Source organism: Aggregatibacter actinomycetemcomitans DSM 8324 (genome assembly GCF_000372365.1).
GTDB classification, from domain to species: Bacteria; Pseudomonadota; Gammaproteobacteria; order Enterobacterales; family Pasteurellaceae; genus Aggregatibacter; species Aggregatibacter actinomycetemcomitans.
This window is the reverse complement of the sequence record NZ_AQUU01000013.1, coordinates 37,446-63,253: the sequence shown is the minus strand read 5'-3', so window position 1 is coordinate 63,253 and position 25,808 is coordinate 37,446. Positions and strand designations below refer to the sequence as shown.

Annotated in this window: 22 protein-coding genes and 1 tRNA gene; 15 read left to right on the top strand and 8 right to left on the bottom strand. The window is 42.8% G+C overall.

Annotated features, from left to right (window positions below):
• Positions 1–3: 3 nt before the first annotated feature.
• The 5 genes from A3CS_RS0108325 to orn form a co-directional block, all read right to left on the bottom strand.
• On the bottom strand, positions 4–1,512 hold the full coding sequence (locus A3CS_RS0108325) for a fused MFS/spermidine synthase (RefSeq protein WP_005545374.1): 1,509 nt from the start codon (positions 1,510–1,512) through the stop codon (positions 4–6).
• Positions 1,499–2,116: a fused MFS/spermidine synthase gene (locus A3CS_RS0108320; protein WP_019518403.1), complete on the bottom strand. Its 618-nt coding sequence runs from the start codon at positions 2,114–2,116 to the stop codon at positions 1,499–1,501. The genes A3CS_RS0108325 and A3CS_RS0108320 overlap by 14 nt, the downstream gene beginning before the upstream one ends.
• A gap of 28 nt (positions 2,117–2,144) precedes the next feature.
• Entirely contained in the window at positions 2,145–3,770 is a 1,626-nt protein-coding gene (locus tag A3CS_RS0108315) for a phosphoethanolamine transferase (protein ID WP_005565827.1), read from the bottom strand.
• Between the two features lie 233 nt (positions 3,771–4,003).
• Positions 4,004–4,079: transfer RNA gene (locus A3CS_RS0108310), tRNA-Gly, on the bottom strand.
• 98 nt (positions 4,080–4,177) lie between these two features.
• Complete coding sequence (gene orn / locus A3CS_RS0108305) at positions 4,178–4,726, bottom strand: oligoribonuclease (protein ID WP_005545363.1); 549 nt, start codon at positions 4,724–4,726, stop codon at positions 4,178–4,180.
• A 70-nt stretch (positions 4,727–4,796) separates the two neighbouring features.
• Between orn and rsgA the strand changes: the two genes are divergently transcribed.
• From rsgA to crr, 4 genes are all read left to right on the top strand, one after another.
• A complete protein-coding gene (gene rsgA / locus A3CS_RS0108300; RefSeq protein ID WP_005545361.1) occupies positions 4,797–5,837 on the top strand; it encodes a small ribosomal subunit biogenesis GTPase RsgA in 1,041 nt (346 codons plus the stop codon).
• A 220-nt stretch (positions 5,838–6,057) separates the two neighbouring features.
• Complete coding sequence (gene ptsH / locus A3CS_RS0108295; protein ID WP_005540961.1) at positions 6,058–6,315, top strand: phosphocarrier protein Hpr; 258 nt, start codon at positions 6,058–6,060, stop codon at positions 6,313–6,315.
• A 113-nt stretch (positions 6,316–6,428) separates the two neighbouring features.
• Positions 6,429–8,156, top strand: coding sequence for a phosphoenolpyruvate-protein phosphotransferase PtsI (ptsI, locus tag A3CS_RS0108290; RefSeq protein ID WP_005545359.1), 1,728 nt, complete (start codon positions 6,429–6,431; stop codon positions 8,154–8,156).
• A gap of 60 nt (positions 8,157–8,216) precedes the next feature.
• On the top strand, positions 8,217–8,717 hold the full coding sequence (gene crr, locus A3CS_RS0108285; protein ID WP_005540965.1) for a PTS glucose transporter subunit IIA: 501 nt from the start codon (positions 8,217–8,219) through the stop codon (positions 8,715–8,717).
• Positions 8,718–8,842: 125 nt separating this feature from the next.
• Here the strand turns inward: crr and prlC are convergent, their stop codons facing one another.
• The gene (prlC, locus tag A3CS_RS0108280; RefSeq protein WP_005568192.1) at positions 8,843–10,882 is read right to left on the bottom strand and encodes an oligopeptidase A; all 2,040 of its coding nucleotides are present in this window, start codon (positions 10,880–10,882) and stop codon (positions 8,843–8,845) included.
• Positions 10,883–11,023: 141 nt separating this feature from the next.
• Here prlC and A3CS_RS0108275 point away from each other — a divergent pair, with 141 nt between their 5' ends.
• Positions 11,024–11,389, top strand: coding sequence for a YbaN family protein (locus A3CS_RS0108275; RefSeq protein WP_005540969.1), 366 nt, complete (start codon positions 11,024–11,026; stop codon positions 11,387–11,389).
• Positions 11,390–11,444: 55 nt separating this feature from the next.
• Complete coding sequence (locus A3CS_RS0108270; protein ID WP_005545353.1) at positions 11,445–12,983, top strand: peptide ABC transporter substrate-binding protein; 1,539 nt, start codon at positions 11,445–11,447, stop codon at positions 12,981–12,983.
• A gap of 274 nt (positions 12,984–13,257) precedes the next feature.
• Here the strand turns inward: A3CS_RS0108270 and A3CS_RS0108265 are convergent, their stop codons facing one another.
• Both A3CS_RS0108265 and A3CS_RS0108260 read right to left on the bottom strand, forming a co-directional pair.
• Positions 13,258–13,845, bottom strand: coding sequence for an aminotransferase class IV family protein (locus tag A3CS_RS0108265; protein ID WP_005545351.1), 588 nt, complete (start codon positions 13,843–13,845; stop codon positions 13,258–13,260).
• Between the two features lie 2 nt (positions 13,846–13,847).
• Positions 13,848–14,822 carry an aminodeoxychorismate synthase component I gene (locus A3CS_RS0108260; protein ID WP_005545348.1) on the bottom strand — a complete coding sequence of 325 codons (975 nt, stop codon included), beginning with the start codon at positions 14,820–14,822 and terminating at the stop codon, positions 13,848–13,850.
• A 101-nt stretch (positions 14,823–14,923) separates the two neighbouring features.
• Here A3CS_RS0108260 and A3CS_RS0108255 point away from each other — a divergent pair, with 101 nt between their 5' ends.
• The 9 genes from A3CS_RS0108255 to pgi all read left to right on the top strand — a co-directional run bounded on the left by A3CS_RS0108255 (position 14,924) and on the right by pgi (position 25,771).
• Entirely contained in the window at positions 14,924–15,490 is a 567-nt protein-coding gene (locus A3CS_RS0108255) for an anthranilate synthase component II (protein ID WP_005545346.1), read from the top strand.
• 155 nt (positions 15,491–15,645) lie between these two features.
• The gene (locus A3CS_RS0108250; protein WP_005545345.1) at positions 15,646–16,590 is read left to right on the top strand and encodes a 2-hydroxyacid dehydrogenase; all 945 of its coding nucleotides are present in this window, start codon (positions 15,646–15,648) and stop codon (positions 16,588–16,590) included.
• A 542-nt stretch (positions 16,591–17,132) separates the two neighbouring features.
• Positions 17,133–18,317, top strand: coding sequence for a lipoprotein-releasing ABC transporter permease subunit (locus A3CS_RS0108245; protein WP_005545341.1), 1,185 nt, complete (start codon positions 17,133–17,135; stop codon positions 18,315–18,317).
• Positions 18,318–18,331: 14 nt separating this feature from the next.
• Positions 18,332–19,018 (top strand): lipoprotein-releasing ABC transporter ATP-binding protein LolD, encoded by a 687-nt coding sequence (gene lolD, locus A3CS_RS0108240; RefSeq protein ID WP_019518402.1) that lies wholly within the window; start codon positions 18,332–18,334, stop codon positions 19,016–19,018.
• Positions 19,018–20,268: a lipoprotein-releasing ABC transporter permease subunit LolE gene (lolE, locus tag A3CS_RS0108235; protein ID WP_005545337.1), complete on the top strand. Its 1,251-nt coding sequence runs from the start codon at positions 19,018–19,020 to the stop codon at positions 20,266–20,268. Before lolD ends, lolE begins: the two co-directional genes overlap by 1 nt.
• Positions 20,269–20,368: 100 nt before the next feature.
• Positions 20,369–21,448: a 3-deoxy-7-phosphoheptulonate synthase AroG gene (aroG, locus tag A3CS_RS0108230; protein WP_019518401.1), complete on the top strand. Its 1,080-nt coding sequence runs from the start codon at positions 20,369–20,371 to the stop codon at positions 21,446–21,448.
• 145 nt (positions 21,449–21,593) lie between these two features.
• Entirely contained in the window at positions 21,594–23,000 is a 1,407-nt protein-coding gene (locus tag A3CS_RS0108225; RefSeq protein WP_005545332.1) for a replicative DNA helicase, read from the top strand.
• Positions 23,001–23,023: 23 nt separating this feature from the next.
• On the top strand, positions 23,024–24,106 hold the full coding sequence (gene alr / locus A3CS_RS0108220; RefSeq protein ID WP_005544553.1) for an alanine racemase: 1,083 nt from the start codon (positions 23,024–23,026) through the stop codon (positions 24,104–24,106).
• 15 nt (positions 24,107–24,121) lie between these two features.
• Positions 24,122–25,771: a glucose-6-phosphate isomerase gene (pgi, locus tag A3CS_RS0108215; RefSeq protein ID WP_005545329.1), complete on the top strand. Its 1,650-nt coding sequence runs from the start codon at positions 24,122–24,124 to the stop codon at positions 25,769–25,771.
• The last annotated feature ends 37 nt before the right edge of the window (positions 25,772–25,808 follow it).

Here is a 25,808-nt window from a genome sequence, read left to right as displayed (position 1 = left end):
TACTTAATTAAAAAATCCATATTTATATTCTGTGATCATGTTTCCATCTGTAATTATTTCTAATGGGCGTCCTAAATTTTGGAAATTTATCTCTTCATAACGAATTAGAGGTTTTATAAAAATAGTATTAACGCCTTTCTCTAACTCTTCTTGTGAATTGAAGACATGACTTCCATTTTCCCATTTTAATCTTGATAATCCGGACGTAATTTGATCTTTGGTTAGTGCGCTGATCGGATTCAATGAAGCTAGTGACATATTCATATATTGATAAACATGAGGGAAAACTTCTTTTGAGGTGTAGTATGCATCATATGATTCCGTTGTGTTGAAATAGATAAAACCATTTTCATTTAAATGCGATTTTGTTAATTCTAAAAACTCTTTACTAAGTAAATTAGATGCATAATTTCTCCAATGGAATGTGGTATTCATTAGAATAAAGTCAAATTTTTTCTCAGGATTACGGTTTAACCAACGGCGACCATCATCAGTGATGAGATTGACCCGCTTGTCCTGCAGAAATTTGCCCATTTCAGAGTACATTCCGGCTAGCTGAGGATAGCCCGGATTTAATTCAATAACAGTCATTGATTCCAATTCGGGCATTGATGTTAAAACTCTTGTCCAAGAGGCTGTACTTAAACCGATAACAAGAATGTTTTTCGCATGAGGTGCAATAACCGGTAATAAATAAGCTCTTTCAATGCCATTATGACTGTGATTCAAATTTGTATTTAGCATACCATCATAAGCATTACCGCCGAATACGAGTTTGTCATTGTTTTCGCTTAAATATACTTGAATAAAACCGTGTTTATTTTCAATCAGTTTCTCTAATTTTAAATATTTCCCGTTTTCATCTTTTTTCTTGGCTAATGAATGAATCATATTTTCAGGTAAAACGAAGGTTATCGCTATAATAATAGTAGCTATAAGAGCGGTTGTGCTTTTTAGCCATTTTTCTTGTATACAGAATGCAGCTGTAACCAGGGTAATAAAAGTGATGATAAAATATGTTTGTTGTGTAGTAAAAATGTCAAGGAGGTAAAATCCAATTAATATCGGAGAAATTGTACATCCCAGAACATTAGCAAAATAGACATTAGAAATTGCTGCACCTGTTTTTTTCTGTTCCGCACCTAAATGATGAACAATTGGGAACACAATTCCTCTTAGTAGTGCGCTGTAAAATATGCATACGATAAAGATGCCTAACATACCCTCAATAGGGAAATTAACTATTAGTGAGATTGTTAAGCAATCAAAAATTGAAGATAGCAGAAAAGAATACCCAATATATTGAACAGTTCCTTTTTCTGATTGGCATAAGCGCTTGCCAATTAAAGAACCACAAGCGATACCCAATAAAAATAAGGCAAGCGTTAAAGAAAATATTTGGGGTAGAGAAATACCATAGAAACCAAAAAGTCTAATCCAAATCACTTCTAATCCTAAGCTTAGGAAGCCACTTAGAAAAGATAATATTATTGCTTTTTTAGTGATTGTCATGACTGATTCCTTTTTTCCCGTATTTTAAGAATATAACTGTCGCTACAAGATAATTAATAATTGCTGCCAAGTAGATTACTTGTGTGATTGTAAAATAATTGAATAAGATAAACCCGGTTGTTATACAGGCAAATGCCGCGCCTAAAGTATTGGTAAAGTATAACCAGCCTATATTATTGCCAATATTATCAAAGTGTTGATTTAAATATTGTGTCAGCAGGGGAAGAGTGCTTCCCATTAGAAACGTAGGGAATAGCAATAAAACAAAGTTAGAGAACGCGACAGTAAGAAGTGCCGAATGTAAAAATAACGCTTGGGTTAAATTAATTAGTGTGGGGCTTAAGAAACCGAATGTACCAATCCCGATTTCTGTTAATGCGAAGAGTAAAATAATTTGTTTAGGAAATTTATCGGCAATGCGTCCGCCAAAATAAGCACCTATGCCTAATCCGGCCATAAAGACGGCAATAATAACAGTGATTGATTCTAAGTCTACTCCAAAAGCAGTAAATAACATTCTTTGCCATGCTATTTGATAAATTAAGGCAGCAAAGCCCGACATAAAAAATACAGATTTTACCGTTCCGGCAGAATATTTATTCATTATGATATCCTATTGTTTTAGTTATAATTTAAAAATTCGGTATATTGTCGTTTTTTAATGTGTCATAAGAAATATTTTCTCTGAAATTAAATACTTTAATGTCTTTATCATCTTTATTTGAGAAAAACTCATAGCCATTATTTAATTCTTCTGTTTTTATTCCTAACCATTCGGCATAACCATAGATAAAATTAAATGCACTTCGCTTCACATTCACTAAATTTCTTGATGTGTCATCACTGGAAAGTTTAACAAAGGGTACTTCAAAATTTTGTTTTGATTCTTCACCAAAATCTAAATCTATTTCTTCTTTGCTTTCTTTATTTTTGTGCGATAATCCATGATCTGAAAAATAAATTAAAGAATAACTTTCATTCTGTGCTTTTAATAAATAGACGATCTCTTCAATTAATTTATCCGTTTTTAAAATACTATTGACATAACAGGATAAACTTTCATTTATAAATTCGTATTTCTTTTCATCTTTTGTGATTCTCTGGCAAAAATTACGATGAGATCCCATCAAATGAATGACAAATAGTCGTGTATTATTTGCATAACTTTTCTCTTTAAATTTGACTTTAAGTTCATCCAGTAATTTGAAATCATCGGTATTATTGGTAATAAATCCACCTTTTTTCGTGAAGTAATGAAAATCTGCACTTGCACCTGATCTGCTGGCAAGAGTGTCATATTTTCCTATACACCCTTGATTTGATAGCCAGAAGGTTTTTATACCGGCCGCCTTCGCTAACGTGATAATATTAAAAGAATAATTTTTTTCGCCCTTATCTTTGGGTTTAAAATATAATGTATTTAATAGTGAATGGTATGTTGCCGGCGCAGCAGAAATATAACCTGCATTAATATATCCATTCGTTTTATCCAGGAATGGTGTTGTCGGCAACTTAAAACCGTAGCTTGACATATAATCCTTTCTCTCACTTTCGCCGATAATTAACACATAATTTTTATATTTAGGATGACTGGAAATAATATGCCAAGGAGATCGCATACTTTTAGCTGATTCTAAGTCTTCTTTATCACTATAATATTCGCTCACACTGTCTATTATATTCGCATAAAACGAAATCAGATTTATTGGGCTGTTGGCTAAAGTCCAACGGGAATCTACTTGTTCTGTGGAAGCATAATCGAAATGATGTTTTGTAGGGAGCCAAATAATACTCAGAATTGCTACTGCCGTTAATGCATACTTTAAGATCTTTTGACGTTTCATTTCTTGTTGAGTCGGTGGGGTTTCCGGTATTGCTTGTTTTCTTAGTCTATATAAAATATATCCGGATAAAATAAATAAGAATGGCAGTAAAAATTGGCTAAATTTTAATTTTCCTAAAAATTCAAAAGATTCTTCCGGGTTGGTTTCAAAAAAAGCAGCAACAACTCCGGAGTTTAAGTTTCCATAAGATAAATATATAGGCTGATAAATAGATAACGTTATGATAACGAATGTAATAAGGCTCCAGAATAATTTCTGATTTAGTGAGAATATTAAATAATAGATAATGTATATTACAAACATGCCATAATAAATAGTATTCTCAGGTGATATAATAAGCGTAATAAATGAGAAAAAGAGTAGCCAAATCCAAAAGATTCGGCTATTTAGATAATTAAGAAATTTTTTAAACATAAATTGGTTCTTTAGGTTTAAGACTGAAGATAACAGAAAAGACAAAGTAAGAGTGCTAATTTTATACCTAATAACTTATAACCTCAATAGCATTAGGGATATGCCAATGTAAAGATAAGTTAAAGATTTGTCAGTTTGTATTGAAAAACACCGGGAATTCTGACCGACTTTTCAGTCTCAAGGTCGCGCACAGAATAAAAAATCCCTCGCTGAAAGGCGAGGGATTGTAAATTTGGAGCGGGAAACGAGGCTCGAACTCGCGACCCCGACCTTGGCAAGGTCGTGCTCTACCAACTGAGCTATTCCCGCGTTCACATAAAACGAATGAGACGGCATTATACGAATATTTTTGTGCAGTGCAAGTATAAAATCGTGGAAATTACGCGCTTGTTTATATATTCGACGATTTAGTCCATCTTCAAAAAATGTTCACGATAATAGGCTAACTCTTTGATAGATTCACGAATATCGTCCAGCGCCAAATGCGTATTTTGCTTATTAAAGCCGTTTAAAATGTCCGGTCTCCAGCGGGCGGCAAGTTCTTTTAAGGTGCTGACGTCAAGGTGGCGATAATGAAAATAGTCGGCAAGTTCAGGCATGTATTTAAACAGGAAGCGTTTGTCCTGCGCAACGCTGTTGCCACAAATCGGGGAGGCGCCTTTCGGAACGTATTTTTTTAAGAAATCAAGTGTTTGTAGCTCTGCCGCGCGTTTGGTGAGTTTGCTGGCTTTAACACGTTCGATCAAGCCGTTTGCCGTGTGGGTTTTTACACACCATTCACTCATTTTATTCAGTAACGCATCGGGCTGGCGAATAGCAAGGACAGGGCCCTCGGCAAGGATGTTTAAATTTTTATCGGTCACGATGGTGGCGATTTCAATAATACGTTCTTTTTCCGGATCAAGTCCGGTCATTTCTAAATCAATCCAAATCAGATTTTGTTTATCGAATGACATGATATAAGGTATCCTATGCAAAATTTTTGTTATTCTAGCGAAAAACGCCCCAAAAAACGACCGCACTTTTATGAGCAAACCGAAATTAACTCAGAATCAACAACGCCGTATTCAGTCCAACAACAAGAAAGTTTTGCATCGCGATCAGAAAAAAGAGATTGAGTGGCAGGATGACATGTTGGGCGCGTCGCAAGAAGGCTTGGTGGTGACCCGCTATGCCCGTCATGCGGATGTCGAAAATGAGCGGGGTGAGATTTTCCGTTGTAATTTGCGTCGGACCTTAGCTGGTGTAGTGGTCGGTGACCGTGTAATTTGGCGACAAGGCAACGAACAATTGCAGGGCGTGAGTGGGGTAATTGAAGGTGTTCATCCGCGCCAAAATGAAATTTCCCGCCCGGATTATTATGATGGAATGAAAGTGATCGCCGCCAATATTGATCGCATTATTATCATTTCTTCCGTATTGCCGAGTTTATCGTTAAATATTATCGATCGTTATTTAGTGGTGTGTGAAGAAGCCAAAATTGAACCGATTATCGTGTTAAATAAGGCGGATATGTTGACGGAGTTGCAGTGGCAGGAGGTGGATTCGCAACTGGAAATTTACCGTAAAATCGGTTACCAAACGTTGATGGTGTCTGCTCAGAGCGGAAAAAATCTGGAAAAACTGACCGCACTTTTATCCGACGGTGTATCTATTTTTGTCGGGCAATCCGGTGTGGGAAAATCCAGTTTGATTAATGCGGTGCTACCTCATGTTGAAGCGCAAGTCGGGGAAATCAGTTCCACTTCAGGTTTGGGACAGCATACCACCACATCATCCCGTTTATATCATTTGCCGCAAGGCGGCAGTCTGATTGATTCGCCGGGAATTCGGGAATTCGGTTTGTGGCATCTGGAAGATGAGCAGATTACAAGAGGTTATCGTGAATTTCAGACCGTGTTGGGAACTTGTAAATTCCGTGATTGTAAGCATTTAAATGACCCGGGGTGCGCTTTGCGACAAGCCGTGGAAGAAGGAAAAATTAGCGCTGTGCGCTACGAAAATTATCACCGCTTACTCACCAGCCGAAGGGACATGAAATCACAACGGCATTTTTCTATTGAGTGAGATGGTTTACTGCTTTTTAGGCATTGAATGTTAATTTTTGGTTAAAAGATTAATTTATTTTGAATTTTTTTGTGATCTGATTCAAACTTTTGGGTAAAACGGCTTGCATCAGAAGATGAAACACAAGATACTGTCATTTATTTTAGTATTTTAAATAAATAATTGAAAAAATACTGAAATGAATTAAATGCATTCTATTAACTTTTTAGAGGAAAGTAACATGTATTCAAAAGATGTTGAAATTACTGCAGCTAATGGTTTACACACGCGTCCGGCAGCGCAATTTGTAAAAGAAGCGAAAGCGTTTGCTTCTGACATTACGGTCACATCCGCCGGTAAAAGTGCCAGTGCGAAAAGTTTGTTTAAATTACAGACACTGGCGTTAACTCAGGGAACTGTGATTACTATCTCGGCAGAAGGTGAGGACGCGGAAAAAGCGGTTGAGCATCTTGTTGCATTAATTCCTACATTAGAATAATTAAGCAGCCATAATTTTCCTCCTTGTTGCTATAAGCTTTTGGATGGCGGGTTATGGCTTTTATTCTATTTAGTGAGTGATTGATTTTTGTTCAGTTTAATAAGAAGGTTACTATGATTTCAGGAATTCCGGCCTCTCCGGGTATTGTTTTTGGCAAAGCACTTGTGCTTAAAGAAGAAAAAATTGTACTTGATACGCAAAAAATTAAAGACAGCCAAATTGAAGATGAAGTGGCACGCTTTTATGCGGGACGCGATGCTGCGGTTGAACAGTTAAATTCTATTAAAGATCGGGCCTATCAATCTTTGGGGGAAGAGAAGGCGGCTATCTTTGAAGGTCATTTAATGATTTTGGAAGATGAGGAACTGGAAGAAGAAATCATTGATTACCTTCGTTCAAATCATGTCAATGCTGCAGTTGCCGCGAATGTGATTATCGATCAGCAAGTGGCGATGTTATCGGAAATTGATGATGAATATTTGAAAGAACGTGCCGGCGATATTCGCGATATTGGTAATCGTTTAATTAAAAATATTTTAGGTATGCATATCGTCGATTTAGGTGAAATTAACGAAGAAGCGATTTTGGTTGCCTATGATTTAACCCCTTCCGAAACCGCACAGTTAAATTTGGATAAAGTGTTAGGCTTTGTTACCGACATTGGTGGTCGCACCTCCCATACTTCAATTATGGCGCGCTCTTTGGAATTGCCGGCAATCGTGGGAACCAATAACGTTACCCATAAAGTGAATACCGGGGATTACCTGATCCTGGATGCGCTAAATAACGTAGTTTATGTCAATCCTTCTCAAGAAGATATTCAACGTTTGAAAGCATTACAAGCGAAATTGGTGGAAGAAAAAGCCGAATTAGCAAAATTAAAAGACTTACCGGCGCTCACGTTAGATGGTCACCGTGTCGATGTGGTGGCGAATATCGGTACAATCCGTGATGTGGAAGGCGCTGAACGTAACGGCGCGGAAGGTGTTGGTTTATACCGTACCGAATTTTTGTTCATGGACCGCGACCAGCTACCAACCGAAGAAGAACAGTTTATTGCGTATAAAGAAGTGGTAGAAGCCATGAATGGGAATCTCGTGGTGTTGCGTACCATGGATATCGGTGGCGATAAAGAACTGCCATATTTGAATCTGCCGAAAGAAATGAACCCGTTCCTTGGCTGGCGTGCAATTCGCATTGCGTTGGATCGTCGTGAGATTCTACATGCGCAATTAAGAGCCGTGTTGCGCGCTTCTGCTTACGGAAAACTAGCGGTGATGTTCCCGATGATTATTTCCGTGGAAGAAATTCGCGAATTAAAATCGGTGGTTGAAAAATTAAAAGTTGAATTGCGTAACGAAGGCAAAGCCTTTGATGAAGATATTCAAATCGGTGTAATGGTTGAAACCCCGGCGGCGGCCGTCAATGCCGGATTCTTAGCAAAAGAAGTGGATTTCTTTAGTATCGGTACCAATGATTTAGCACAATACACTTTGGCGGTTGACCGTGGTAACGAGTTAATTTCCCATCTCTATAACCCAATGAGTCCATCGGTGCTGAACTTAATTAAACAGGTGATTGATGCCTCTCATGCAGAAGGAAAATGGACCGGTATGTGTGGTGAGTTGGCAGGTGATGAACGCGCGACGATTCTATTGTTGGGTATGGGCTTGGATGAGTTCAGTATGAGTGCCATTTCTGTGCCGCGCATTAAGAAATTAATCCGTAATGTGAATTTCCAAGATGCAAAAGCCTTAGCTGAAAAAGCGTTACAGCAACCGACGGCTGCCGAAATTGAAAGTTTGGTCTCTGATTTTTTGTATGAAAAAGCATTAAATTAGATACAACTTTTAGATTTTAAGCTAAAATACGACCGCATTTTTTAACGTCAGGAGAGTAAAATGGGTTTATTTGACAAATTATTTGGTTCAAAAGACAAGAAAGCGATGGATGTGGAAATCTATGCGCCACTTTCCGGAGAAATCGTGAACATTGAAGATGTTCCGGATGTCGTATTCTCTGAAAAAATCGTTGGTGACGGTGTTGCAATTCGCCCGACCGGTAACAAACTGGTTGCACCGGTGGATGGCGTAGTTGGTAAAATCTTTGAAACTAATCATGCCTTTTCAATGGAATCAAAAGAAGGCGTTGAATTGTTTGTACACTTCGGCATTGATACCGTTGAATTGAAAGGCGAAGGATTTACCCGTGTTGCAAAAGAAGGTCAAACCGTAAAACGTGGTGATACCATTATTGAATTGGATCTTCCGTTATTAGAAGCAAAAGCCAAATCTGTATTAACGCCGGTGGTGATCTCTAATATGGACGAAATCAGTAATATGGAGAAAAAATCCGGTGAAGTGGTTGCCGGTGATTCCGTTGTATTGGTTCTGAAAAAATAACTCGGTTTTAAATAAGAAGGCTTACTTGTAATGAGTAAGCCTTTTTTCCATGGTAAAAAACACCTAAAATAATGACCGCACTTTATCGCCTGAAGGAAAAGTGCGGTCGTTTTCAACGGCGTTTTTTAATTTGCAATGCCTTTGTGGCGGAGTAGCGCATCTAATTGCGGTTCACGACCACGGAAGTTTTTGAATAACGTCATCGGCTCTTCGGAACCGCCTTTGGTGAGGATTTCATCCAAGAAAGATTGACCGGTTTTCGCATTGAAAATGCCTTCTTCCTCAAAGCGAGAATAAGCATCTGCCGATAACACTTCCGCCCATAAATAGCTGTAATAGCCCGCCGCATAACCGCCGGCAAAAATGTGGCTGAAGCTGTGCGGCATTCTTCCCCATTGTGCACCCGGAATCACCGCAACTTGGCGTTTCACGGCGTGTAGCATATCCAATACTTGATTCTGTTTATTCGGTTCAAAAGTATGATGCAAACGGAAATCAAACAACGCGAATTCCAGCTGACGCAAAACAAACATCGCCGCTTGGAAATTTTTCGCTTTGAGTAATTGGGTCAGTTTCTCTTTTGGTAACGGTTCACCCGTTTGATAATGACCGGAAATAAACTGCAACGCTTCTTCTTCCCAGCACCAGTTTTCCATAAATTGACTTGGCAATTCCACGGCATCCCAAGGCACACCGTTAATGCCGGCGACATCCGCCACATCGATTTTGGTGAGCATATGATGTAACCCATGCCCGAATTCATGGAACAGGGTAGTGACTTCATCATGGGTGAATAATGCCGGTTGATCACCGAGCGGACGATTGAAGTTACAGGTTAAATAGGCGACCGGTTTTTGTAGACTACCGTCGATGGTTTTGCGACGACCGATACAATCGTCCATCCATGCGCCGCCGCGTTTATGTTCACGGGCATACAAATCTAAATAGAAGCTGCCGCGAACTTCATCATTTTCATCAATTAAGTCAAAGAAGCGCACATCTTTATGCCAGGTTTCCACATCATGACGTTCTACGGCACGAATGTTGAAAATGCGTTTAATCAGTTCAAATAAGCCGTTAAGGACACGATCTTCCGGGAAATAAGGGCGCAATTCTTCATCGCTAATGGCATATAAATGTTGTTTTTGTTTCTCGCTGTAAAAGGACAAATCCCAAAGCTCAAGTGCGGTCAAATTATAGTGTGTTTTGCAGAAATCTTTTAATTCCTGTAATTCATGTTCGCCTTGTGCTTTGGCGCGGGTAGCGAGATTTTCTAAGAAGTCCAACACCTGTTGTGGATTTTCCGCCATTTTGGTGGCAAGGGATAATTCGGTATAGGTGTTGAAATCCAGCAATTTTGCTAATTCAACGCGCAGACTCAAAATTTCCTGCATAATTGCAGAATTATCCCATTTGCCCGCATTCGGACCTTGATCGGAGGCGCGGGTGGCGAAAGCACGATACATCTCTTCGCGCAATTCACGGTTTTCACAATATGTCATCACCGGAATGTAGCTCGGAAATTCCAAGGTAAAGCGATAGCCGCTTAACCCTTTGCTTTCCGCCGATTGTTTTGCCGCTTCCAGTGCGGATTCCGGCAAGCCTTTAAGAAGGTTTACGTCTTCAATGACTTTCTCCCAGCCCATGGTGGCGTCCAGCACGTTATTGCTGAATTGGGAGGTGAGCTCAGATAATCGCGCGGTGATTTCGCCATAACGTTGTTGTTTTTCCGGCGGCAAGGAGATGCCCGATAATTTGAAATCACGCAGGCTGTTTTCAATGGCTTTTTTCTGTGCTTGGCTGTAACCGGCAAATTCAGGGCTGTTTTTTAATTGCAAATAGGCTTCATATAACCCCTGATGTTGGCCGACCCACGTGCTGTATTCCGCCAATAGCGGCAGACAGGCTTGGTAGGCTTCGCGTAATTCGGAGCTATTTTTTACCGAATTCAAATGCGAAATCGGCGACCAAACTTTGCTTAAACGATCGCCGGCTTCCGTTAACGGCAGGATGAAATTTTCCCAAGTAAAGTGCGGTTGTTTTACCACGCGTTCGATGGTTTCACGATTTTCTTGAATCAGTTGCTTGATGGCAGGTTCGATATATTGCGGCTCGATTTTGGAAAATGCGGGTAAGGTGGTGGGTGTGAGTAATGGATTTGTCATTCAAATGTCCTTTTATTATAGAAAAAGCGAATATTATAGAAAAAACTGATTAATTAAATTGGGTTCGATTTTATGATTTCAAGCTTGAAAAATCCACCAATTCAAGGATAATTGCGAATAATTTTTATTTTGAGGTTCTCAATGAAGTATTTTTACATCGGACTTGGCTTTATCTTTTTGGCATTAGGTATTGTCGGTATTGTCCTTCCTCTTTTGCCTACTACGCCGTTTTTGCTGCTGACCTTATTTTGTTTTGCCAAGGGGTCTGACCGTTTGCATAACTGGTTCATCGGCACAAAAATCTATCAAAACCATCTGAAAGATTTCCAGCAACAACGCGCACTAACCAAGAAAGCGAAAATCTATATTTTGAGCTTTTCTACCTCTATGCTATTGCTAGGCTTTTATTTTACGCCGAGTATCATTGGTAAAAGTATTATTATTGCTGTCCTCCTGATTAAATATTGGTGCTTCTTTTTCTGGATCAAAACCCTCAAAGAAGAGTAAACAATCAAACAGACTGATGTATAATGTGCGCATTTATTTCATTGAATTCATTTAAATGCGTATTTTCCACTTTAAAAGTGCGGTGCTTTTTTTCAGTGTTTTTGGGTTGAACGGATGTGATGACCAACCCCAAAAGCCCGCCAAACCTGTTTCAACGGTTGACGTACCAACCGAACAACCCTCACCTCAAGCGAACCGCCAGTTGCTGGTGCGTGGTGTTTATTCCGACTTATTCTTGAACCCATTGCAAGCTTCAAATATTGAGCAAATCGCCTTTTTGCGCGATATTTTTGAAGGTTTGGTGATTTATGATCCTCAAGGCAATGTGGTGCCGGCAGTGGCGGAAAGCTGGCAAACCAAAGACAACAAAATCTGGCACTTCACCTTACGAAAAGAAGCAATATGGTCTAACGGCGAACCGGTGACTGCGCAGCAATTTGTTGCAAGCTGGCAACGGCTGGCGCAATCGGATTCTCCTTTAAAGCACTATTTACGCTATCTTAACTTAGTCAACGCGGAGAAAGTGTTACAGCAAACTCTGCTGCCAGAGCAGTTGGGAATTGTCGCGGAAAATGACCGCACTTTACGCTTAACTTTAGATAAAGCGACCCCTTACTTGCCGCAAATGCTGGCGCATATCAGCCTGTTGCCACAATATTTGTCGCCACATGAAGGCATTGTGACCAACGGGGCGTATCAAGTGATGGGGCAGCAAGGCAATCTCATCCATTTGGAAAAGAACCCGCAATATTGGGCGAAAGAAAAAGTGGCGTTTAAAAATGTGGATTATCAGAAAATCGCACTGCAACAGGACGTCAGCGCCTTAGATGTGGTGTGGCAGCCGCAGCAACAAACGGATCAAACGCAATACTTCCCGCAACTTTGCACCTATTTTTACACCTTTAATTTTAACACGCCACAACTGGCGCAAAGCCCGGTGCGTAAGGCATTGGCAATGATGACATCTGCCCGCAGTTTATTGCCGGAAAGTAAAAACAGGATTCCTTTAACGGATAATTTTTTACCAATTTCCATGCAAACCATCGACAGCCGGTGGGAGCAAACGCCGGTTGAACAATTATTAAGCCAAGCGCGAATTGGAGAGAAGGCACCGCTCAAACTGACCCTAAGTTACGATCAATCAGAAGTGCAAAGTCAACTGGTGCAGGGGTTGATTCGCACGTGGTCGCAATCGGACATGATTCAGATTATCGGCGAAGGGATGCCGAAACAACAATTGCTGGAGAACATTGCTAAAGGCGAGTTTCAAATCGCCCGCGCCGGTTGGTGTGCCGATTATAACGAACCATCCGCATTTTTAAGCCTGTTCTACAGCCGTAGCCCGGATAACAAAAGCGGTTATAGTAACGACGAACTGGATGGCTTATTTGAACAAAGCCTGAAAGTCATTCTACCGGCAGAACGCACCGCACTTTACGGACGAATCGAGCAAATCCTGCAAGAGGAAAATGTGGTTCTGCCGTTATATCAATCCACCGTTCCCGTCTATCTCAACCCCACACTAAACGGCTATGACCCCGCCAACCCGACGGAAGTGATTTATAGCAAGGATTTGTTTCGTAAGGTTAGATAATGTGCTGATAAAATTTAACTACATGCCTTAATAAATACTCAAAGCCTATTGAAATCGGTCAACAGGCTTTTTTATCCGGATATTCATTATTCCATACTTGACGCATCATTTAATTGAATAATCTTCTTAGTATAAAACAAAGCCAACGCCGGGTGGAAAATGTACGGATAATACGGTAATGGAACACTTTTTTGTAGTTTAAAGACGGATAAACTTTATTGTGAAAACGATGCCATTTTGTCTTTGTGATATTACAAATTTTTGAATCGTTACACTAATCATCCAATCCATTCAACGCATTAATCAATCTCACTTCCTCAAATAAGTGCAAATCCGTGGCTAAAATCGACCGCACTTTTATGCGTCCTTGGGTAAGTAATGTTGCCCGTTGGGTGCCTTCGAGCAGGGGCGTGTCGGGGGTGAACCATTGGGTGTTTTGGCGGAAGATGAGGTTGCCGATGGAACAATCGGTGACATAGCCGTTTTTGATGATCATGATTTCGTCACAATCGCCTTTTTGTGCGAACAGTGCATTTAACAAGGTGCGGTCGGCGTATTTTAATCCGTAGTCAATGTGGTCGCAGACGATAGGCTTAAAAGTGCGGTAGGTTTTGCGCGTGTAGGGAAAATAGCGACAAAGGATTTGTTCAGCGTTGTAATCAATTCGGCAGCGAATCAGCGGTTCGGCTCGCAATTCCGCCGGTACATGGATCTGTTTGGCAAGCTGAAAAACGTTTGGAAAAATGACCGCACTTTTGCCGTAAAACGTCTGTAAACTGCGTTCGTAGCGTTGTTGATGAAGTTTAATGTTGCGTACTTTGCCTTGTGCTATGGCAAGGGTTTCAAATAGGGGAAATTCCATGATTAACCTCGTTGTAACGGCACATATACTTTTTGAATCAGCTCACGATATTCTTCCTGCGCATCACTTTGAATAGTAATGCCGCCACCACTGCGGAAGAACAACCCCTTTCCCGTCTGTTCGATAAAACGAATTGCCACCGCGCTTTGCAATGATTCGCCGTCAAAAATGCCGAAAATGCCTGTGTAATACCCACGTGGTTGTTGTTCTGCCTGTTGAATGATTTGCACGGTTTTTTCTTTCGGCGCGCCGCTGATGGAACCCGCCGGCAATAAGTTGGCAAGTATAGATCCAATCTGTCCCTGCCAGTTTTCCGCCAATTCGCCGCAGATTTCCGAGCTGGTTTGCAAAATAGCGCCTTGTTCCGTTTGGATTTTTTCCACATAACGAAAACGTGTTACCTGAATATTTTTCGCCACTGTGGCTAAATCATTACGCATTAAATCCACGATGGTGTAATGCTCCCGTTGTTCCTTTTGATTATTGAGCAAGAGGGCTTGCGCGTCGGGCAGGGTAGCGTCAATAGTGCCTTTCATGGGGTAAGTGAAAATGCGGTTGTCACGCAAATTGACAAAACATTCGGGCGAGAAGCAAACGAACTGATCTTTGAATAACAATTTATATTTCGCCTGACTTTGCCAAAACAGCTGTCGTAGAGAATAATTGGTTTCAATGGGCGTTGGATAGGTGAGATTCAGCAAATAAGAATTGCCGAAGCGCAATTCCCGTTGCACTAAATCAAAACCTTGTTGATACGCCATAAAATCCATGGGTTTCTTGTGTAAATAAAAGGCTTCCGGTGGTTCTTTTTGCCAATTCACGTTGGTATAGCCTGGAAATTGCACGAAAATGCCTTGTTCTGCCGTTTCATTTAATGGGCAGAGTATCGGTTTTTGTTGTTCAAAATCGATTAAAAAGAAGAAGGGCGTTTTTGTTTTGCCAAATCGGTTTGCGTGTTGAATAAAATTTTGCCACATAACGTTATCTCGTGAAAAAACGACAAAAATTTTAGCCTAAATCGGCATAAAATTATATACTTTTGCGCCTATGTGAGAGCCTGTCCACCGAGAGAGAATGTATGTCCTTACTGATTATCAACAACCACGATTCCTTTACTTTCAATTTAGTGGATTTAATCCGCCGTTTGGCAGTGCCGTTTCAGGTGGTGAATGTGGAAGACCTGGATTTGGACGCGGTGGAAAATTTCTCCCATTTGCTTATTTCTCCCGGCCCCGATGTGCCGCGTGCGTATCCGCAATTATTTGCCTTGTTGGAACGTTATCACCGGTGCAAATCCATTTTCGGCGTGTGTTTAGGACATCAAATGTTGTGCGAATTTTTCGGTGCGGCATTATATAACCTGCCGTCGCCCCGCCACGGGCAGGCAAAGCTGTTGTATCTTGTGTCGGATTCGCCGTTATTCAAAAACTTGCCGCCAAGCTTTCAAATCGGTTTATACCATTCCTGGGCGGTGGGCGAACCGCATTGCCCCACGCAACTACAGATTACCGCCCGTTGTAGCGATAACATCATCATGGCAATGCAGCACAAAACTTTGCCCATTTACGGCGTACAGTTTCATCCCGAATCCTACATTTCCGAATACGGCGAGCAGATTTTACGAAACTGGTTGCAGGCGTCATAGGCTCCCGAGTGAAAAGTGCGGTGGTTTTTCTCAGCGTTTTTTAGATCGGGATCACACAAATCACAAAAATCCTGCCATTCCCTTGTTTTTCCTTAAAGGCCTCTTTAAAGTTATGAACCGCATTCAGAATTTATTACGCATAAAAGGAGTTTTTGATGAATATTGTTTTTTTAGACCGCACCGGCATTCCCGCCGGCCATGACATTCCACGCCCGAGTTTTCCACACACCTGGACTGAATATGACCGCACTTTGCCGCAAGAAACCTTTGAACGCACCAAAGATGCCGACATTGTGGTGACCAGCAAAGTGGTGTTCGACCGTGACTTATTAAGCCGCTTACCGAAATTAAAACTCATCGCCATCACCGCCACCGGCACCAATAACATTGATTTAGAGGCGGCGAAAGCGCTGGGTATCGCCGTGAAGAACGTTACGGGTTATTCCAGCGTCACCGTGCCGGAGCACGTTTTAGGTATGATTTTTGCGCTGAAACATAGCCTCATGAGCTATCACCGCGATCAAGTCACTTCTGATCGTTGGGCGACCTGCGGGCAATTTTGTTATACCGATTACCCGATTACCGATGTGCGTGGCGCGACTCTCGGCGTATTCGGCAAAGGCAACATCGGCACGGAAATCGGGCGCTTGGCGCAGTTGTTGGGCATGAAAGTATTGTATGCGGAACACAAAGGCGCAAGCCAAATTCGGGACGGCTATACCGATTTTGAAACCGTGCTGAAACAAGCGGACATCGTCACGCTGCATTGCCCGCTCACCGACACCACCAAAAATCTTATTAACTCCGATACCTTGGCATTAATGAAACCGACGGCTTATTTAATTAACACAGGTCGCGGTCCGTTGGTGGACGAAACCGCATTATTGGCGGCCTTAGAAAGCGGTAAAATTGCCGGGGCGGCGTTGGACGTGTTGGTGAAAGAACCGCCGGAAAAAGAAAATCCGCTCATTCAAGCGGCAAAACGCTTACCGAATCTTTTGCTTACCCCGCACGTTGCCTGGGCGAGCGATTCTGCTGTCACCACGCTGGTGAATAAAGTAGCGCAAAATATAGAAGATTTTGTGGCGAACGGTAAGTAATTTCCCCTGTGCTATATATGGCGCCGGAAACGGGCGCCATATTTTTTATATCTCACTGTGAAACTTGAAGACAACATAAAATGAGGAAAAATCTGATTACAACCGCGATTTAAAGTTATTTTTAAGTAAAATATTCTTACATTTACGATAAATAGGATTATCCATGCACTGGTTATTCCTGGCATTAACTATAGTGGGAGGAGTCTTCGGTTCATCAATGTTAAAAATAAGTAGCGGTTTTGTCCGTGCTTTTTATTTTTTGTCTATTGCGCTGCGCTAAAAAATATTCTGCTCGGCACTGTATATGCCATTTGGACTGGCATAGGTTTGGCACCACTTGAGCAGAGTTTTACATTATTTGGTGTCTACTTGTCGATTTCTTCGAATGCTATTATACGACTACCGCTGCGTCGTATTTCAGCACTGGTTTGGCGTATTTTTCATGTGTGGCATGAGAAACTTCTTGCTGTTCTGCTTTTTCTTTCCTTCTATGCTAAACTAGCGCGCAATTTTTCCGTATTTTTGACTATTTTTAAGCAGTTATGACTTTATCTACACCTCTTTTTATCGCGTTACGCTATTGGCGGGCGAAAAGTGCCGATCGTTTCGGGCGTTTGGTGACGAATTTGGCCGGCTTCGGGATCGTTCTCGGCGTGATGGCACTAATCATTGTGCTGTCCGTGATGAACGGATTGGAGGGCTACCAGAAGCAACAAGTGCTATCCACCATTCCGCACGCCATTGTCAGCCCGAACGGTAACGCCAAAATTGACGACGCACCGCCGACAATGCCGGATTTCGTGCAAAAAGCCGTGCCAATTAACATGACCAATGTGATTTTCCAGACGGCAGGCGGTGTCAGTGCGGGACAGGTGATTGGTATTCGGCAGTTTTCCGATGATCCGCTTTTGTTTGATTTTCCCGAGCAGGAATTCGACAAAATGCTGCCGACAGGCGGGTTTAGAATCATTATCGGTGATCAGCTGGCGCAGAAATTAAATCTGCATGTGGGCGATAAAGTGCGGTTGATGATCACCGAGAATAGCCAATATACGCCTTTCGGACGAGTACCTTTACAGCGCTTATTTACCGTGAGCGAAATCTATTTTGACAACAGCGAAGTGTCTGGCTATGAAGCCTTTACCAATCTAACGGACATCGGGCGTTTAATGCGTATTCAACCGGGCGAGGTGCAGGGCTTTCGCTTATTCTTAGCGGATCCTTTCCAGATTACAGCCTTGCCGACTGCGTTTCCGGCGGACTATCAAATCAGCGATTGGCGCACTCAAAAAGGCGAGTTTTTCCAAGCGGTGCGTATGGAAAAAAACATGATGGGCTTGTTGGTGAGCCTGATTATCGTGGTGGCGATTTCCAATATTATTACGTCTTTAAGCCTGATGGTGGTGGACAAACAGGGTGAAATCGCCATTTTGCAAACCCAAGGGCTGACCAAAGGGCAGGTACGTTCCATCTTTATTTATCAAGGTTTGTTGGTGGGCTTGATGGGAACGCTGCTAGGCTCGATTTTAGGTGTGCTGGTGACGTTAAATTTAGACGGCATTGTGAATTTATTCGGCGCACAAACGATGTATTTACCGACCGCACTTGAGCCTTGGCAAATTCTGACGATTATCGCCTTTTCTTTATTATTGTCTTTCTTATCCACCATTTATCCGGCATATCGGGCGGCAAAAGTTGAACCGGCGGAAGCCTTGCGTTACGAATAACAAGAGATGAAAACATGACTACAGCATTATTATCCTGCCAAAATATCAGTAAATTTTATCAAGAAGGCACGCAACAAACGGAAGTGTTGAAACAGGTTTCTTTCGCGATGCAACAGGGCGAATTGGTTGCTATTGTGGGCAGTTCCGGTTCGGGTAAAAGCACCTTGTTACACACTTTGGGCGGTTTAGATCAACCGAGCGGCGGAGAGGTGTTTATTAAAGGGCAGTCGCTGCAACAGATGACGCCGAATGCCTTGGCGAAATTGTGCAACCAGTATTTAGGCTTTGTTTATCAGTTTCATCATTTGATGGCGGATTTCACCGCACTTGAGAATGTCATGATGCCGATGTTAATCGGGCGACAAAATAAAAGTGAAGCGCAAGCACGCGCCGAGCAGATGTTAAGTGCGGTCGGTTTACAGCACAGAATTTCACATCGCCCATCCGCCTTGTCCGGTGGCGAGCGTCAACGTGTGGCGATTGCCCGTGCGCTGGTGAATAACCCGGCGCTCGTGCTGGCGGATGAACCCACGGGGAATTTGGATCATAAAACCACGGAAAGCATTTTTGAGTTGATTCAACAGTTAAACCAAGAAAAACACATCGCCTTTTTATTGGTAACGCATGATTTGAGTTTGGCGGAAAAACTCAATCGCCGTTTAATTATGCAAGACGGCGTGCTACGCGAGGAACATGCCTGATGAATACGCCATTTTTTATTAGCTGGCGTTATCAGCGCAGTAAACATAGAAATCGCCTGGTATCGCTGATTGCTTTTTTTTCCAGCATGGGCATTGCCTTGGGCGTGGCGGTACTCATTGTCGGCTTAAGTGCCATGAATGGTTTTGAGCGCGAGTTGAATCAACGTATTTTGGCAGTGGTGCCACACGCGGAAATTATTTCCGCCCCGGGGCAAGGGGATGCGCCCATCGATCATTGGCAGAATTTGGCGGCGAAACTTAAACAAAATCCGCAAATTCGCGGTATTTCACCTTTCGTAAGTTTTACCGCGTTGGTGGAAAACGGCGCAAAATTAAAAGTCGTGCAAATTAAAGGGGTGGAAACGGCGTTGCAGGATCAAGTGAGTTCTCTCGGGCGCTTCGTGTTAAATGCCGGTTGGCAGAATTTTGCGCAAAACGGCGGATTGGTCCTCGGTTCCGGTATTGCGCGGGATTTGGACGTGCAGGAAGGGGATTGGGTATCTTTGTTAATTTCCCAGCAAAAAGGCTCGGAAAATCTCACCCAGCCGTTGCGTGAACGTATTCAAGTGACCGGTATTCTACGTTTGGACGGTCAGTTGGATCACAGTTATGCTTTGATGCCGTTGGCACAGGCGCAGCAATTGATGAATTATCAGGCGGATCAGGTCACCGGCGTGGAACTGAAAACCGCAGATCCGTTTAGTGTGCAAAATATGGATTATTCCATGTTGCAGGATTATCCGCAGATGCTGTACCTGCAAAACTGGATCAGCAAATTTGGTTATATGTACCGCGATATTCAGCTGATCCGCACGGTGATGTATATCGCCATGGTGTTGGTTATCGGGGTCGCCTGTTTTAACATTGTTTCCACTTTAATTATGGCGGTAAAAGACAAAGCCGGCGATATTGCCATTATGCGCACCCTCGGCGCCAATAACCGTTTCATTAAACGGATTTTTATTTGGTACGGCTTGCAGGCGGGCATGAAAGGCTGCCTGATTGGCATTGTGTTTGGCATGATTTTAGCCTTGAATCTGACTCAATTAATTCAGTTATTGGAAAACGCCATTGGTAAGAAATTGTTGTCCGACGGTATTTATTTCGTGGATTTTCTGCCGACGGAACTACATTGGCAAGATGTGCTTTTGGTGTTGTTGTCCGCGTTAATTTTAAGTTTATTCGCCAGTCTTTATCCGGCAAACCGCGCGGCGAAATTACAACCGGCACAGGTGTTAAGCGGTCATTAAGAAGAAATTCAATAAACTCTTTTGCTAGTACAAGAGATGGTGGTAGAGTAGAGTCGCTTTTTTAAATTTAGTTTTGTTGTTGTGTAATAAAGAGTGAAAAATGAAAAAAAAAGATATTAATATTAAAAACGATGATACTCGAATCGGTAAGATTGAACAGGTATTGCCGCCCATCGCGTTATTAGAAAAATTTCCTGCCAGCGAGGTTGCGGTAAAAACCGTAGAACAAGCCCGCGAAGAAGCACACGACATTATTCATGGCAAAGATGATCGCCTGTTGGTGGTGATCGGGCCTTGCTCCATTCACGATCCGAAAGCGGCATTGGAATATGCGCAACGCATTAAATTAATGCGTGAAAAATTCAAAGATACCTTACAAATCATCATGCGCGTGTATTTTGAAAAGCCGCGTACCACCGTGGGCTGGAAAGGCTTAATTAATGACCCGCACTTAAATAATACTTATGCCTTGAACGACGGTTTGCGTATGGCGCGTAAATTATTATCCGACATTAACGATTTAACCGTGCCTTCCGCCGGTGAGTTTTTGGATATGATCACACCGCAGTATTTAGCGGATTTCATGAGCTGGGGTGCCATCGGTGCAAGAACCACCGAATCCCAAGTACACCGTGAACTGGCTTCCGGTTTATCCTGCGCGGTGGGCTTTAAAAATGCCACTAACGGTTGCGTGAAAATTGCTTTAGATGCTATCGGCGCTGCAGAAGCACCGCACCATTTTTTATCCGTAACCAAATTCGGTCATTCCGCCATTGTTTCTACCAAAGGCAACGAAGACTGCCACATTATTTTACGTGGTGGCGACAACGGTCCTAATTACAGTGAAGAAGATGTTTCCGACGTGTGTGCAAAACTTGCCAAAGCCGGTTACACACCGCATGTTATGGTGGATTTCAGCCATGCCAACAGCAGCAAACAATTCAAAAGACAATTAGACGTTAGCCATGAAGTGGCGCGCCAAATTGCCGGCGGCTCAAAACAAATCTTCGGCGTCATGATTGAAAGCCATTTGGTGGAAGGTCGTCAGGATTTGGTAGAAAGCAAAGAATTGACATACGGGCAAAGTATCACCGACAGTTGTATTGGCTGGGACGACAGTGAAAAAGTCTTGCAGGAATTATCTGACGCGGTAGCGGCAAGACGTAAATTAAACGGCTAATACTGATTTTAATTGTGCCTTTCTAAAGAAAAGTGCGGTGGATTTTTACGGAGAATTTCCACCGCACTTTTTTGTATTTTTAAGTTAAACCGCCCCCGGATTTGGTATATCATATAGCGACTTTTTTCCACTAACCGAGGCAACGATGGCGTCTAAGAATTCACCTCCTGCAAAAGAAAAAAATACCACCAATTTAAATATTCCCCCTCATTCCATTGAAGCCGAACAAGCGGTGTTAGGCAGTATTTTATTGAACAATTTTTATTGGGATGATGTAGCGGAAAATGTGGTGAAAGAGGATTTTTACCGCTTTGAGCATCGCCTGATTTTTGAGGAAATGGAAAAGCTCATTGCGCAACAGGCGCCGGTGGATTTAATCACTTTGGAACAAGCCCTCAAAAGCCGTGAAGTGATTGAACAGGTAGGCGGCTTCGCTTATTTGGCGGAACTTTCCAATAACACGCCAAGTGCCGCCAACGTGGTGGCGTATGCGAATGTGGTGCGGGAAAAAGCCATTATGCGCGAATTGATTTCCGTGGGGAATAAAATCGCGCAGAACAGTTATTCGCCGAAAGGGCAGGATGTGAAACATTTGCTGGACGAAGCGGAACGGGAAGTGTTTGCCATCGCGGAAAAACGTACCTCGGGCAATGAAGGTCCGCAAAATATTATCGCCATTCTGGAAAATACTATCAGTAAAATCGAACAACTCAGTCAAGCCAAAGATCATTCCGGCGTCACCGGCGTTTCTACCGGCTTTAAAGATTTGGATAAAAAAACCGCCGGCTTGCAAAAATCCGATTTGATTATTGTGGCGGCGCGTCCTTCCATGGGGAAAACCACGTTTGCTATGAATCTGTGTGAAAATGCGGCGTTAGGCAGTGAAAAACCGGTGTTGGTATTCAGTTTGGAGATGCCGGCGGAACAAATTATGATGCGTAGCCTTGCGTCACTTTCCCGCGTGGACCAAACTAAAATTCGTACCGGTCAGGGGTTGGACGATAACGACTGGGCGAAAATTTCCAGTACCATGGGCGTACTTGCTAAAAAGCCGAATTTATTTATTGATGACTCCTCAGGGTTAACGCCAACAGAGCTACGTTCCCGTGCCAGACGGGTGTATCGGGAAAACGGCGGATTAAGTTTAATCATGGTGGACTATCTTCAATTAATGCGCGCACCGGCATTTTCTGATAATCGAACGTTGGAAATTGCGGAAATTTCGCGTTCTTTAAAAGCCTTGGCAAAAGAATTGGAAGTGCCGGTGATCGCCCTGTCACAATTAAACCGTACGTTGGAAAACCGTCAGGATAAACGCCCCGTGAACTCGGATTTACGGGAATCTGGCTCCATTGAGCAGGATGCGGATTTGATCATGTTTATTTATCGTGATGAAGTGTATAACCGCGAGTCGGAAGAAAAAGGCATTGCGGAAATTATTATCGGTAAACAGCGTAACGGCCCTATCGGGCGCGTAAAACTGGCGTTCCAAGGACAATTTTCCCGGTTTGATAATTTGGCGGAACATCATTATTACGATGATGAATATTAAAGAATCAGCGAAGAGATTAAAAAATGCACATGAAGCCCGCGACAGCCAAAATCAGTTCTGTTGCTTTGAAGCACAATATTCAAACTATCAAACAAAAAGCTCCGGAAAGCAAAATTATTGCGGTAGTCAAAGCCAACGCCTACGGCCATGGCGTCGTGTTCGTGTCTTCTGCCGTAGAAAATCTGGTGGATTGCTTCGGCGTGGCGCGTTTGGAAGAAGCGTTAAAATTGCGTTCCAACGGTATTACCAAGCCGATTTTATTGCTGGAAGGTTTTTTCTCTGCTAAAGATTTACCCGTTCTGGCGGTGAACAACATTCAAACCGTGGTGCACAGCCAAGAACAGCTGGACGCGCTGGAACAGGCGAAAACCCCGAATCCGATCAAAGTCTGGTTAAAAATTGATACCGGTATGCACCGTTTAGGGGTACATTTAGACGAAGTGGATGCCTTTTATCAAAAATTAAAATCGTTACCCTGTGTTGACCCGAATATCGGTTTTGTTAGTCATTTTAGTCGCGCCGATGAATTGGCATGCGGTTATACCGAAAAACAATTGGCGCGTTTTTTACAGGCGACGGAAGGTAAAGGCGGTGAGCGTAGTATTTCCGCATCCGGCGGTATTTTATTCTGGCAGGACGCGCATTTGGATTGGATCCGCCCTGGTATTATTATGTACGGCATTTCACCGAATAATACCGCCGGCAAAGAATACGGTTTAATTCCGGTGATGAATCTTACGTCTTCCCTAATTGCCGTACGCGAACATAAAAAAGGCGAGCCGGTGGGCTACGGCGGCGTTTGGATGAGTGACAAAGATACCAAAATCGGCGTGGTGGCAATCGGCTACGGCGACGGTTATCCGCGTGACGTGCCGGAAGGTACGCCGGTTTACCTTAATGGTCGACGTGTGCCTATTGTCGGAAAGGTTTCCATGGATATGCTTACCGTGGATCTTGGTGCAGACAGTCAGGATAAGGTCGGTGATGAAGTGATCTTGTGGGGCAAAGAATTGCCTATTGAAGAAATTGCAGCAATTACCGGCGTTATCAGTTATGAATTAATCACCAAATTGACCCCGCGTGTTTTAACTGAATACATAGATTAAGTTTAAGGAGAGTTTATGCAAAATCTTAATCCAACCCAAACTAGCGCATGGAAAGCACTAACGCAACATCATGCACAATGCAAAAACGCTACGATTCAGGAATTATTTGCGCAAGAAAAAGATCGCTTTGCGCATTATTCTTTAACCTTCAACAATGAAATCTTAGTGGATTTTTCTAAAAATAATCTGACTCAGGAAACCCTCGACTTGTTGCGCCAACTCACCGAAGAGTGCGGTCTGGCGCAAGCGAAAGAAGCCATGTTCAACGGGGAAAAAATCAACCGTACGGAGAATCGTGCCGTTTTACACACCGCACTGCGTAATCGAGCCAATACGCCTGTCTTGGTGGATGGCAAAGACGTGATGCCGGAAGTGAATGCGGTGCTTGCGAAAATGAAATCTTTCTGTGAACGCGTGATTTCCGGCGAATGGAAAGGTTACACCGGCAAAGCCATTACCGACGTGATTAATATCGGGATCGGCGGTTCGGATCTCGGTCCTTATATGGTGACCGAAGCGTTGCGTCCGTATAAAAATCATTTAACCATGCACTTCGTGTCTAACGTGGACGGCACGCACATTGCGGAAACCTTAAAGAAAGTTAATCCGGAAACCACCCTTGTGTTGGTTGCCTCCAAAACTTTCACCACTCAAGAAACCATGACCAACGCCAACTCCGCCCGCGATTGGTTCTTAGCTACCGCAAAAGACGAAAAACACGTTGCAAAACATTTTGCGGCGCTTTCTACCAACGCCAAAGAAGTGGAAAAATTCGGTATCGACACCGACAATATGTTCGGTTTCTGGGATTGGGTCGGCGGACGTTATTCCTTATGGTCAGCCATCGGTTTATCCATCGCGCTTTCCATCGGCTTTGAAAACTTTGAAGCGCTTTTAAGCGGTGCGCACGAAATGGATAAACATTTCCGCAATGCGCCGTTGGAACAAAACATTCCGACCACATTGGCATTAGTGGGCTTGTGGAACACGAACTTCCTCGGCGCACAAACAGAAGCCATTTTGCCTTACGACCAATATTTACACCGTTTTGCCGCCTATTTCCAACAAGGCAACATGGAATCCAACGGTAAATACGTAGGACGTGACGGTAAAGTCATCGACAACTACCAAACCGGTCCGATTATCTGGGGTGAACCGGGCACTAACGGTCAACACGCGTTCTATCAATTGATTCACCAAGGTACCACATTAATTCCTTGTGATTTCATCGCGCCGGCGCAAACCCACAATCCGTTGTCCGATCATCACAACAAATTGCTTTCCAATTTCTTCGCGCAAACCGAAGCCTTGGCTTTCGGTAAAACCAAAGAGCAAGTGGAAGCGGAATTCCTGAAAGCGGGCAAAACCTTAGCGGAAGTAGAAGACATCGTGCCGTTCAAAGTATTCAACGGCAATAAACCGACCAACTCCATCTTGCTACAAAAAATCACCCCGTTCAGCCTTGGTGCCCTTATCGCCATGTATGAACACAAAATTTTCGTACAAGGCGTGCTGTTCAATATTTACAGCTTCGACCAATGGGGTGTGGAATTAGGGAAACAACTCGCCAACCGCATCCTGCCGGAATTGGTGAATAACGATAAAATCGAAAGCCACGACAGTTCAACCAATGGCTTGATTAATCAATTCAAAGCCTGGCGTTAATTCAGCCTGAACGGCATTAAAGTGCGGTCGAAATTCT